The sequence below is a fragment of the Dellaglioa sp. CoH-57-MRSF-19 genome (assembly GCF_056781975.1).
On the sequence record NZ_JBXAXW010000005.1, the window covers coordinates 16,968 to 30,970 of the forward strand.

Annotated in this window: 7 protein-coding genes; 3 read left to right on the forward strand and 4 right to left on the reverse strand. The window is 35.4% G+C overall.

What is annotated here, in order from left to right; genetic code table 11:
- Positions 1-352 precede the first annotated feature (352 nt).
- From addA to AC1RO3_RS06130, 3 genes are all read right to left on the reverse strand, one after another.
- Positions 353-4,093, reverse strand: a complete 3,741-nt coding sequence (gene addA / locus AC1RO3_RS06120) for a helicase-exonuclease AddAB subunit AddA (RefSeq protein ID WP_481761741.1) — start codon at positions 4,091-4,093, stop codon at positions 353-355.
- Positions 4,086-7,655: a PD-(D/E)XK nuclease family protein gene (locus tag AC1RO3_RS06125; RefSeq protein ID WP_481761742.1), complete on the reverse strand. Its 3,570-nt coding sequence runs from the start codon at positions 7,653-7,655 to the stop codon at positions 4,086-4,088. Before AC1RO3_RS06125 ends, addA begins: the two co-directional genes overlap by 8 nt.
- Before the next feature lie 138 nt (positions 7,656-7,793).
- Positions 7,794-8,762 carry a ribose-phosphate diphosphokinase gene (locus tag AC1RO3_RS06130; protein WP_481761743.1) on the reverse strand — a complete coding sequence of 323 codons (969 nt, stop codon included), beginning with the start codon at positions 8,760-8,762 and terminating at the stop codon, positions 7,794-7,796.
- A 198-nt stretch (positions 8,763-8,960) separates the two neighbouring features.
- Here AC1RO3_RS06130 and AC1RO3_RS06135 point away from each other — a divergent pair, with 198 nt between their 5' ends.
- The 3 genes from AC1RO3_RS06135 (at position 8,961) to spxB (ending at position 13,394) form a co-directional block, all read left to right on the forward strand.
- Complete coding sequence (locus AC1RO3_RS06135) at positions 8,961-10,307, forward strand: hemolysin family protein (protein WP_481761744.1); 1,347 nt, start codon at positions 8,961-8,963, stop codon at positions 10,305-10,307.
- Between the two features lie 50 nt (positions 10,308-10,357).
- The gene (locus tag AC1RO3_RS06140) at positions 10,358-11,440 is read left to right on the forward strand and encodes an LCP family glycopolymer transferase (protein ID WP_481761745.1); all 1,083 of its coding nucleotides are present in this window, start codon (positions 10,358-10,360) and stop codon (positions 11,438-11,440) included.
- Positions 11,441-11,642: 202 nt separating this feature from the next.
- Positions 11,643-13,394 carry a pyruvate oxidase gene (spxB, locus tag AC1RO3_RS06145; protein WP_481761746.1) on the forward strand — a complete coding sequence of 584 codons (1,752 nt, stop codon included), beginning with the start codon at positions 11,643-11,645 and terminating at the stop codon, positions 13,392-13,394.
- 107 nt (positions 13,395-13,501) lie between these two features.
- Here spxB and AC1RO3_RS06150 read toward each other — a convergent pair whose 3' ends face one another.
- A complete protein-coding gene (locus AC1RO3_RS06150; protein WP_481761747.1) occupies positions 13,502-13,840 on the reverse strand; it encodes a YxeA family protein in 339 nt (112 codons plus the stop codon).
- Between the last annotated feature and the right edge of the window lie 163 nt (positions 13,841-14,003).

Genomic DNA, 14,003 nt, shown 5'->3' on the forward strand with positions numbered 1-14,003 from the left:
TTAAAATGTTACGAAACACTTAAAAATAATATCGTTTCCATAACGTCTATGTTGTTAAGTATAGCACAACGATTACGAATTACTATTAAAAATATTAATTTGTATTCGCTTACAATTATACCATTTAATCGTATAGATATTAGTTATCAACCTATATGATGGGTTTTTTTACGTTTCCATAGCTTGTTTCATTCAACAAAATCTTATCTATACCAATTTATAAAAAAAGTTTTGTTATATACAATGCTATTTTATTTTTTTAACACAAAGTGGTATTGAAATTGCTTAAAATATTTTCTTATTCTTTTCATTGATTAAAAAAAGACCTCATTGAAATGAGATCTTCGAATTATTAAACTTCAACAACTTGATTAATAGACAGCAAATACAGATATTTATGCGCAACTTTCAACCCAGTCATATTCTCTAGTGCTTCGCCATATAAGTTCAATTGGCCACGATAACGTGCTGTCAATTTTTCTATTTCTTCTATTGTATTGTCTTTAGAAACTTTATCAGTCTTATAATCAAATACCACCAACGTATTATCTTTTACAAAATAACCATCGATAATTCCATGGATCAAAACTTTTTCCTTATTTGACTCAACCTTTTGAAATAGCTCATTGGCAGGTAGTAACATTGAGAATGGCGCTTCACGTTGTACATCGTTACCTATAGTTAGAATTTCTTTGCCTAAATCCGTTTGAAAGAAATTGGCAATGTGTTGTCCATTAATTAACGTAGCAACTTCTTTAGTGACTACTTTTGCCGTCACTAATTGCTCAATTTTAGCTTGGATTATCGCTAAAGTTATCTCACTAGTTAAATCTAATTCTTGTAAAATGAGATGAGTTGCACTCCCAATATCACTTCCCATTGGTGCTGCAACTCCCTGCATAAATTTCGGTACAGCAAGTTCACTCGTAACGTATCGGTTGCCTTGTCCTTCAATACTCAACTGATTCATTTCGCGATTAGCTGGATCATCGAATAGACGTTTTACTTCCGATACAGCTTGGTAAGCAGTTGTTTTAGTTAAATTATCGAATGGATACTGAAAATTTAAGACTTGATCAATTTGATTAACATCAATATCCTCAAACGTCTCAGGCATCTCACCCGTGATTGTTTCTAACCAATCCGTCTGAGAAACTTCTTCACTCACTTTACTCATCTGGTTCAGGTCGGTTTTTTGATAAAATTTAACGCTAAATTGCGTTTCATCATCACTTAATAGTAGTGATGATGTTGCTGGATCCAATAATAGTGACATATCAAAAGTAGGATGACGAACTAGCGCCATACCAATCCAATCCATGAAATTTTTAATACCACTTCGAGCTGTTGCATTTAAAACTAATTGTTGGCTTTGAAATGCCTTTTGCCAATGATTAATTGCCGTTTTTTTATTTGTGTAAGCCCCCACAATAAATAATCGTTGTTCCGCACGCGTTAAGGCTACGTACAGTAATCGCATTTCTTCCGCTTCTGATTTTGCAATAGCAGCTGATTTTACAATTGTTTTTTGTAGCGTATCTTCCATCGTCCGATTTTCAGGATTTAAATAGGTTATTCCTAATCCAGCCTGATCATCAATTAAATAAGGTTTTCGCATCGCCATTTGATTAAACTGGTGTGTCGCGTCAACCAAGAAGACCATTGGAAATTCAAGTCCCTTACTACCATGAATTGTCATGACTGACACTGCATTTGCGACATTTTGTACAGGTGCTTCTGCTAAATCCTTATCGCGTTCCTGCATTTTTTCAATGAAGCGCACAAACTGGAATAAACCTTTAAAACTACTATTTTCGTAAGCGTGAGCTCGGTTATACAACGCATGTAAATTGGCTTGGCGCTGACTTCCAGCTGGCATCCCCCCGACATAATCAAGAAATCCAGTATCCTGATAAATCTGCCAAATTAAGGTCGCAATTTGATTTTCATGCGCGATTTCACGAAAGCCCGAAAGTTGTGTTAAGAAACGTTCAATTTTATTATACAGTGTTTTTGCGAAGCTACCTGCTTTAAACGTATCAAAATTTTGATAAAAAGTTAACACCGCTTGATAGTAATCATCTGTTCGGTTGCCAATCCGTAAATAGGCCAGTTGATTTTCATCTAATCCAACAATTGGCGACCGTAGGACACTTACCAATGGAATATCTTGATAGGGATTATCAATAATTCGTAATAATGACATCATAATTCTGATTTCAGTTGTTTGGAAATAGCTCTCCGCATCATTCACAACGACTGGAATACCCATTTTTTTAAATTGGTCAATAATCACCAAATTATTTTTACGAGTTGGGACTAGTAATGCAATATCTCGGTATTCAACGGGACGTTTTTCTGATTTATCACGGTCAAAAATCTCTGTTTCATCTACGATTAACGCTTGAATCCGTTGACCAATTAAAGCAATTTGGCCTTCCGATTTACCATCAATTTCAAACTGATCATTCGTTGCTTCACTATCATCATCCGGTCTTTCTGCAGATTCAGGTTCATCAGATTCGTAAATCAGCACTTCTGCTTTTTGCTCAATATCTGGGTAGTAGTTTGCCCCAAAAACCAATTTAGCATCATTATCATAAGCCATTTGTCCAACGGTTTCATCCATAATCTGGGTAAAAATTAAGTTAGTCACATCTGTTACATTCTTCACAGAACGAAAATTTTCAGCTAAGATAATTCGATTTCCATTACTGTCAGTTTCTTTATAAGCTTGGTATTTACTTAAAAACAAACTAGGATCAGCCAGCCTAAAACCATATATTGACTGCTTTACATCCCCCACCATAAACATATTACCGGGATTAGTCGTGGTTACCCTTGTCAAAATAGCTTCTTGTAGTTGATTAGTATCCTGATACTCATCTACCAGAACTTCTTCATATTTTCCTTGTAGAGCAGCTTGTGTTTGCTCGGAAGATTCAGAATCACTCGCTAAAATGTCCAGTGCTAAATGCTCCAAATCATTAAAATCAAGTATATGTCTTTGACGTTTCTCTTTGGTGAAGGCATCACTAAATAAGCCAATCACACTGACTAATTTTTCAACTAATTTCTTAGATTCTGTCATGATATGCAGTGTTTCTGTTTCATTTAAAACAAAAAATTGTTCTGATAAGTTAGCTAAACGTTTTTTTATTCCAGCTTTTAATTCTTTAATTTGATCCTTAGCAACAGCTTGGTCATCTTCTAAATTTTTAGCTGGCACACTAGGCGCACGTTTCAATTCGTACCCACGAATATTATCGCGAATTTGATTCCAAGAACCATCGTTTTCAACAGATTGGACAACAGCTAACAACATCTGACTTTCTTCTTCAGTCACTGCTTGATGTTTCTCTAACCCAAATTGAATTGATAGTTCTAGAGCCGTTTTTAAATCGGCCTGGATTTGCGTTAAATTTGCTTGAACTAATGGCTTAATACTCTTTTGGTAAAACGAACTACTGATTAAATTATCGCCAACATCATAAGTTGCTGCCAAACTAGCCAACCAACCGGTAGGATCTGGTTTCGAACTCGCAAATGTAAATAGGCTAAAAACCAACTCAGATAAACCATCATCATTTCGATCATTTGAAAAATTTTGTGTTAATCTCTCAAAGTCGACATCGTCTTTGGCATACAACATTTCCCGGACGTCTTCCCAGACACTCTCTCTTAATAAAGCCGCCTCAGTCATATCTGTTAACATTCTAAAAACGGGATCCAAATCAATCACATAATAGTAGCGTTTAATTAATTGGAGACAAAATGCATCAAATGTACTAATATTTGCAACTGGCAAGCGCATTAATTGATCCATTAAATGTTGTTTTTGTTCATGATTGTCTGCTTCATTGATTGCCTTTTGAAGTGCCACCTGAATCCGTTGACGCATTTCTTTAGCTGCAGCGTCTGTAAACGTAACAACTAATAAGTCATCAATAGCTGTTCCCGTTAATATTTTTTGAATGACGCGTTCAACTAAAACTCGTGTTTTACCGGAACCGGCAGAGGCTGATACAAGAATATTAGTCCCACTTTCATCGATAGCACGTTGTTGATTTGGTGTAAATGTAAACTTACTCATTACTGTCGGCCTCCCCGTCTATAATCCGTTTTTCAATTTCTTCCCAGCTTAATTTACTTATTTCATGGTAATTATTTTCGGGTAACATCGCATCAAATTGGAATATTGATTTATATGGTGAATATTGTAGGGCTGTTTTTTTAGCGTTCCATCTAGCCGGACTTAAATCGATTATCCCTTCGAAAATATCTGTTGCCGCATCAATAATTAATTGTTTATTGTGTACCAACAAGAAATCTAAATCTGATTGTGAAATCAATTTTTTTGAACGAGCTGATGGTGATGTGAACCCTTTTTTCGTTTTTCTAAATGGATAGATTAATGAAAACCCTGTTGATTCGTCTTCAAAATCAGTATCTAAATGGCTCAGTAACTGCTCATCTTCCAATAATAGCCCATCCATTTGGTTTGCTTTCAACAACGTATTATCCAATCCTTTTTTCTGTACATCTTCAATTTTCAGCTTAGGATTTTGTAAGTGCATGTAAACTGCACCAGCTGCCGAAGTTTTCAGTCCAGTATTTGGTGCAATTACCTCTGCATTCTCAATCAATGCTTGCAAGTAAGTTAACATTTGCATTGATAATCCATAGAAAGCATCACTAAAATCAAACTTTCGAATCCCTGATTTGTAATCGACGATTCCAAGATATTGTTTTGAATCAACCTTCATATAATCAATTCGATCAATTTTACCGCGGACTTTAACTGAATGGCCGCCAGGTAACTTATAAGCTAGGGCTTTCAAACCTGACTCAGCACCGACATGACCAAATAAAACTTCTGTTTTCAGTGGCTTCATCTTTGTTTGTTGCCCTTGTTGCCACATGGCATGCGTCACTTGTTTTAATAGAAGACTTAATTGTTTAGCAATATAGCCCATTCGACTTGAACTACCAAGAATTTGGAACTGAGGTAACTCGCGCATATCTTTTAAAATTACATTCAAATATTCATCTAGTTGTTCTTTGGGTACATTGGCATAGACTTGGTTTGATTCAGTCACAACTTTCATCAACTCATCCAACCCCATATGGAAAAACTCACCAGTACTTGCAGGAGACAGCTCGAAAATGTCTCGTTCTTTCAATTTCAACCCATATTGTAAAAAATATTCAAATGGATTACGATAGAAAGTTTCTAGTTTTGAAATTGAAGTATTCATTTGTGTTCCATATAAATCAGTTATAATTTCCGGCGTCAACTTAACCGGTATATTTTTATACGCTAAGCTTCCTAATAATTGTTTCGTTAATGGTCCCATTTCTGGGTCAGCCGACAGTTGACGTAACACATACAACCAAGCACTAGGCATGGATACTGCAGTTGTTTTGGCAAGTCGACTAGCTACAACCAATGATGATAATGTACTACGTTTTGTTCCGATAAAATCAAGGACTGATTGTTCTGTTAATTCAGGATTAGCAGCTAAATGTTGAACTGATAAATTGAAGTGTTCTTTAATCATCATTAAATAAGGCGATGGATTTAAATTCTTTTCGCCATCGTTGCCACTTGGATATGAAAAAATCAATTGTTCGCGTGGTCCTAAAAATCCGAGATAATTCAAAAAGGGTTCAGCGGCCATTTGACTAATAGCCGAATCGGCTAAGTATTGATCATCAGTTAATAGATTAGCCATTTTCGCCCGATCATCATCTGTTAATAATTGTGTCTGACTAACTTGTTCTGGCATCACCATATCAGTTGATCCAATCATAAAGGTAATCTTTCGGTTGTTCATTTGAACCATCCCTGATTCAGAAATAACGACCTGATCTAATGTTGATGGCACTTGTGAGTAACTTGCCCCTTCAAATCCCGCTTGAATCAAGGCCATGAAGTCAGCGGTATTGAACATTTTAGTTCCCAATGTTTCAACATATTCATCTAACATCCCAACAAATGTTTGCCAAGTTTGTTCTGGTTCTTCTGATTGTGAGATGTTTCCAGCAGCTAAATAGCGGTCTCGCCAACTTAACAAGCGTTGTGTCACACCTTGTTCAACAAGAAACTGATAAATTAGCTTTGCCCCCTCTTCACCGGTTGTCGCCTGATCTAGTTGATTGAAGAATCCTGGTAAAACGTCTTTAACAAAATGTCTAATTTGATTAATTTGTACTGTGATACTTTGGTCCTTATCCGTCTGTTGCTCATCTGCATCCGTAAAATCAAACCGGTAGAACGTCCAATCATCTTCACGTAGCCACTGAGAACCAGAAAAACCGTATTTTAAAACCATATTTTCTGTTAAATCAACAGCACTACGGTACTGTTCAATTGGCATAGCATGATTTTCTATTTGTGGTATTAATAATTCAGTTTTTAATAAGCGCATCATTGCGCCATATTGATAATGCTTTTCTTTCACCTCAAATAACGCTGCCAGTAACTCGACTAAGGGATGGTCAGCCATTGCGTGTTGTAAATCGTTAAAATAAGGTATTTTAAATTCTTTAAAAACCGGTGGAATAACCGTTTCGTAGCTATCTAAATGCCGCGTTAAAATCATAAAATCTCGATAACGATACTCCTTAGTTGCAACTAACTGGCGAATTTTTGTCGCCACTTGTCGAATTTCAATATACCGACTATCGGCTTCAAAAAGTTGAATAGAATCTGAATTTTCTAACCTTTCTGATTTTGTTTTAACTAACCGTCTAGAGTCAATCCAAAAATCTTCCAGACGAGATAAGTCGGGATTCTGGTTAACTTTGGTTTCAGCATAACTATCCGTTAGCACTGGAATCTGAGCTTGATGTGCTTTTTCAATCAAATTAACATACATCCGGCTTGATTTATAAAATAAGTCAGATTTTTCAGCAACTTCATGTGCATTGCCTTTATCTAAGACTAAGCCAATTGTAATCTGTTTCGCACCCTTAATCAGTGCGTTCACGAGCTCCTGCTCTTGTGCTGTAAATTGAGAAAAATGGTCAATATAAAAATAACTCGTCTTCAAAACGTCATCTGTTAAATAACGACTCAACTCTGCTAATAAATCATTATTTTCAATATATCGGTCAGCCATCGCAGCATCAAATGCGCGATAGATAATTTGTAAATCATCTAATTTAGCACCTAAGTCCCCAGTCGTTGGGAAAGATTCAGCAATCCGAGTTAAATCATCAACTGTCACACAACCAACTTTTAATTCTTTCAGTTGGCTGACTAGTTGTGAAATAAACCCAGTTTGGGTCCTTTCACCACGAAATATTGTTAATTCATCTTCATGTTCCGAAATTAATTGATAAACTAACATATTTAATCCAGACTGAGATAAACGAGGAATCTGATAATAGGGTGTATTCTTCAAAAAGAACCAAGCTAATCGAGTAAACGAAAAGACTTGGACGTTCGATTGTGCAAAAATATTTTGTTCGACAAGTTTGTCTTTACCTAATGCTTCAAGGATACTAACTTCTGCTTCGAACTTAATATGATTGGGAACAAGATAAAAAAAAGATGCCGTTGAATCAGTCGTTTGCGCTGCTTTTAATTGTGCAACAAGGCTTGCTTGATGGTCTTTACTAGCTTTTCCTAGGACAAATTTTAAACTCATTTTAACTCCCCTTTTCATACCGCTAACTCGTTATCATTACCTAATAATATACCATATTTAGCTGTTATATTTTTTTAAGAACACATAAAAACCGCTGGACAAATCACAAAGGTGATTTAACCAGCGGTTCATTTTAATTTAATCTTTTTCTGTAAATAGTTTATCAACTGAGCGATTCTTATGAATTAAATCAATTGCTTGGCCAAACAAGTCGGCAACTGATAAGCGCACAAGTTTATCGAGCTTGTCAGCTTCTGGAACAACGATACTATCTGTTACAATCACTTGTTTAATATTGTCATCAGATAAAGCTTCAATCGCACCTTTTGACATCACAGCATGTGTTGCACAAGCATAAATATCTGTTGCACCAGCAGCTTTAAGTGCACGCGCTGCATCAGTCATCATTGTCCCTGTATCAATCATATCATCAATAATGATACAACGACGCCCTTTTACATCGCCAATAATTGATGTTGCTGCAATATTATCAGCAAAATCAGATCCACGTTTATCAACAATAGCAATTTGTGCTTTGAGCTTTTCAGCCATATTACGAGCACCTTTAACACTATTATGATCAGGTGAAATCACAACAACATCATCTGTAATCCCATTTTCAATGAAGTATTTAGCTTGGATTTCTAAAGAAACTAAATGATCAACTGGAATGTTAAAGAATCCTTGTAATTGAGCGGCATGTAAATCAAGTGTAATTACACGAGAAACACCGGCTAATTGAATAAAGTTTGCAACTAACTTAGCTGTAATAGGTTCACGTGAACGTGCTTTACGATCTGAACGTGCATAACCATAATAAGGCATTACAACGTTAATTGTACCCGCACTTGCACGACGTAACGCATCAACCATAATCAAAAGTTCCAGTAAATTTTCATTTACTGGATTTGAGATTGATTGGATAACATAAACATCTGCGCCACGAATACTTTCATCAATGTTGATTTGAATTTCGCCATCACTGAAATGTTTCACGGATGCTGTAGAAAGACTAGTATTTAAAACCTTAGCCACCTTCTCCGCTAATTCAACGTTAGAATTAAGTGCAAATAATTTTAATTGACCTTTTGCGAATTGACCCGACATGATAGCCTCCGTTATTAATCTGTATTTTTTCTTTATAGTTCTATTATAATGAATTTACACTTAAATTACTATGCTCTAAGTAAAAAGTTTAAGATTATCTGAATTGTTCCTTCAGACTAAACGACAATCCTTATGTTTAATGGTAAAATAGACAGATACGAACTTAAAAATATAACTTAATTATGGGGGACACAAAAATTGTCTAGCGGTACAGTTATCATCAATTTGATTGTTATCTTTGTGACATTATTTGCAGCAGCATTCTTCGTTGCCGCAGAATTTGCACTTGTCCAAGCACGTCCAAGTGCCATCGAAGCTGATATCGAAGCAGGTATTGGAAATCGAAAAAAACAAGAAAGAGCATTAAAAATGCTTAACCATTTGAATGAATACCTTTCAACAACACAGGTTGGTGTCAGTGTTGCTGGTATTATTCTGGGTTGGGTTGGTGAAAAAACCATTGAATTTTTACTTGTAGATGTGCTTAAACTATTCCATTTTGCTTCTGAATCAGGGTTAAATATCATTGGCGCAATTATCGGGGTTTTAATCCTTACTTACGTTGAAGTGGTTTACACAGAAATTGTGCCTAAAAACTTAAGTATCGATATGCCCGTTCAAGTTTTAATGGTTGTTATAACACCATTACGCTACTTTCATCTTGCCTTTTACCCATTAGTTTGGTTATTAAATAACTCAGCAACACGTGTTGCTAAAATGATTGGTATTACGCCAACTGATGAAAATAGTGAAGTTTTTACTCAAAAAGAAATTTTATCTTTATCTCAAAATGCCGTTTCAGGTGGTGAATTAGATAGAGATGATTATGTCTATATGCAACGTGCCTTTGATTTAAATGACAAAATTGCTAAAGATATTATGGTCGATCGAACAAGTCTTTATGTCGTAGATATTACAGATACTGTGCACGATGTCGTTAAAGATTATTTACATCAGGGTTATAGCCGTTTTCCAGTAGTTGCTAACAATGATAAAGATAAAATTCTTGGTTACGTCTATATCTACGATTTAGTTAGACAAGCTGAGATTGATGATACTGTCTTAATTAGTAAACTACTTAGAACAATTATTACAGTACCAGAAACAACACCTATTAGAACATTATTAAGCCAAATGATTAGTAAACAAACACCTATCGTTGTTGTCCTTGATGAATATGGTGGTACAAGTGGTATTGTAACGGATAAAGATATTTATGAAGAATTATTTGGAACGGTTAAAGATGAAATTGATGACGTTTCAAGTGAATACATTATCAAAAATGATGATGGTTCATATAATATTAGTGGTAAAACGACTTTATATGATTTCGAACGCTTCTTTAAATTTAAAAATAAAGCGATGAAAGCATCTGAAAGTGTTACATTAGCAGGTTTCATTCTCGAAAATCATAAAGTTAAATTAAATGATGTCATCAAGTTTGATGCTTTTGAATTTAAGATTATTGAGTTTAAACGTAACTACATTGATTGGTTTAATGTTAAACATACGACGACTCAGGTAGACGCAATTGAAGAACAATGAACTGATAAGAAATAATTTAGTCATTACTAATTGGAGGGAATTTTATATTTATGCCTACTCGTAGAGAACTATATCAGCAGGAATCAATTGCAGATTCCACTTCTAATCCAAGTAAAAATCGTCACTCATCGTTGCCAAAAAATGGTAAGAAAAAACCAAATAAAAAACGTCGTCGTTTAATTCTTCTTTTATTGCTCTTACTTTTGGTCGGTGGCGGTATTTATGCATACAGAGCTTACGCAAACGCAAAAAAAGCAGCTGATTCAATTTATACGCCGACAAAAGTCGCTAAAGCTAGAAACGTTTCTTCAGTCTTAAAATCAGGCTATCCAATTTCAATTCTCCTTTTAGGAACCGATGATGGTGCGTTAGGCCGTGCAAAAGTTGGCGGTCGAACAGATACCTTAATTGTCGCAACTTTAAATCCTAAAACGGAATCAATGACGTTAGTCAGTTTACCCCGAGATGCAGAAGTTGCGGTTTCTGGTTATGAATCAGAATTCCCAAGTAAATTAAATTCTGCCTATGCTTATGGTGGTCCTGCTTCTGCTGTTAAAACAGTCGAGAAATATTTGAACGTCCCTATTGATTTCTATGCAACCATTAATATGGGCGGACTCGAAACATTAGTTAATGCGGTTGGTGGCGTTGATGTCACACCACCACTATCGTTCACCTATCAAGGTGCACACTTTAAAAAAGGTGTTAAAACTCATGTTAATGGTGCAGATGCATTATCTTATGCCCGAATGCGTCATGAGGATCCACTTGGTGATTATGGCCGTCAAAAACGTCAACGCCAGATTATCATGTCTGTTGCCTTACAGAGTACAAACTTACAAAACTTATTAAATCAAAAATTCTTAGACACGATGTCTTCTCAATTGAAAACAGATTTATCATTTGATGATTTAGTGACTCTAGGAACTAGCTATCGTGTTGCCACGCACCATTCAAAATCTGATCACCTACAAGGAACTGGAACCATGATTAACGGTGAAGCTTTTGAAGTCGCTGATACACCAGAGAAGCAACGTATTACCGATAAACTTAGATCTGCCTTAGATTTAGTTAAAGCAGAAACGGGCAATACTTTATTAACAAATTCAACAATTAACACAACTCGAAAATAATGACCTATACACTACTCGCATCATCAAGAAGGCAACTTCTGATGATGCTTTTTTATTTATATTGATTAAATTTCATATAGAAAATAGGTCCGTAAAAAAAATTTATTTTATTCATACATTTCATTTGTAAACGGTACCATAAAGTGTAATAATAGATGGTACAAGATACTTTGTTATTTAAATGAAAGTGGGGATTTATATTATGTCAGAAAAAATTAAAGCATCAATTGCAATGTTAAAGGTATTACAGGATTGGAAAGTTGAAAATGTCTATGGGTTACCCGGTGGATCATTCAATACAACAATGCGTGCTCTTGAATCAGAAAAAGAAAACATTAATTACGTTCAAGTACGTCATGAAGAAGTTGGGGCACTTGCTGCTGCCGCTGAAGCAAAACTAACTGGTAAAGTTGGGGTTGTCTTTGGTTCAGCAGGTCCTGGGGCAACACATTTATTCAATGGTTTATATGACGCACAACAAGACCATGTTCCTGTTCTTGCTTTAATCGGTCAGGTTGCTTCATCTGCAATGAACATGGATTCATTCCAAGAAATGAACGAAAATCCAATGTTTGCTGACGTTTCTGTCTATAATAGAACAGTTATGACTCCAGAAAGCTTACCTCGTGTAATTGATCAAGCTATCAGAACAGCTTACCAATACAAAGGTGTAGCAGTTGTTACAATTCCAAATGACTTTGGTTGGATGGATATCGACGCTGACAGTTATTACGCTTCAGGTCACAATTACACAACACCTATTTTACCTGAACCAAATGATTCAAAAATTAAAGAGGCTTTAGCACTTATTAAAGAAGCTAAACAACCTGTTTTATTCGCTGGTATTGGTACAAAAGGTGCTACTGATGAAGTAATTGCTTTCTCTGAACATTTTAAAATGCCTGTAATTATTACAGCTATCAATAAAGGAACTGTTCCTGATAGTTATCGTGCTAACTTAGGGTCAACTTACCGAGTTGCAACAAAACCTGCTGATGAAGCAATTGCTGCCGCTGACTTAGTTGTCTTTGTAGGAGCTGATTTACCTTTCTCACAAACTAAAAAAGTCTTAAAACCCGATATGAAATTTATCCAAATCGATATTGATGCATCAAAAATTGGTAAACGTCATGCAGTTGATGTCGCTTTACTCAGTGATGCTAAGAAAACATTAGCTCGCTTTGTTGAATTAGCTGGTGCTCCTGTTGAAAGTCGTCCATTCTTCGATGCAACTATTGAAGATATGGCTAACTGGCGTACTTACCTCAAGAAATTTGAGGACAAGACAACAACACCACTTCAACCTGCTTCTGTCTTTAAAGAAATCAACAAACATGCCACAGGCGATGACATTTTCGCAGTTGATGTTGGTAATGTTACAATGAATAGCTTACGTTACTTAGATATGAATCCTAAACAAAAATTCACAACATCTGCCTTATTTGCAACAATGGGTTATGGTATGGGTGCAGCAATTGCTGCTAAATCAGCCTTCCCTGACCGTCAAGTCTTTAACCTTGTCGGTGATGGCGCATTTGCTATGATTGTTCAAGATTTATTAACACAAGTAAAATACAAACAACATGTCATTAATATTGTCTTCTCTAACCAACATTTTGGTTTCATTCAAGATGAACAAGAAGATGAAGGTCAACCATTCTATGGTATTGATTTCAATGACGCAGATTGGGCACAAGTCGGAAGCGCTATGGGTACGCTTGGTATCTCAGTTTCTACACATGACGAATTAGTTGCCGCATTTGAAACAGCTATAAAAGCAGAAGGTCCTGTTGTTATTGATGTTAAAATCACTGACGACCGTGCCATCCCTGTTGAAGATTTAGCTGTCGATCCAAAACATTTCTCAGCTGAAGAAATCGCTGCTTACCGTAAACGTTACGAAGCAGAAGACTTACTTGTCTTAGATGATTTAATCGAGAAATACTCAAAATAATGCCCTCACGAATAAAATAGCTATTCCTAAGAGATAGTTATTTTTAAATAACAAAAGACTGTAATGAAGATAACTATCCTCTTCATTACAGTCTTTTTTTTTGGGTTCTATTTTAATTTTACAGGTAGATCTTTTTTTGAAACTTCTTCCCATGAAATAACACCTTTTTTTTCATTATAGGCTAATTTTAAATAGGCGCCTTGACGTAACGGTCTTTCTTTATTCCCATTAAACGTTAATTTCTTAGCTTCATTTTTAGTATTATAAGCCATTTGATTATAGCTATAATCGGCATACGTTTTTCCATTTTGATCCTTTTTAACCACTTTTTTACCTGTTTCTGTTATCTGTGTGTAGTAATCCTGAGTTGAGTAATTAGTCCTATAGTATAAGTACCCGCCGCCAACTAATAGAATAGCGATAATTAATACAATTATTTTTTTCATTTATTCTACCTCCTTTTATTTAATTCATAATCTCAAATAACCATGCATTAAACCACTAATTTGACTTGTACTAATCGAAGATTATCAAAAAATTATATTATAATCCTTTTTTACTCATTTAATTCTATATAATGATACAATACTAACCATACAAACATTAGGA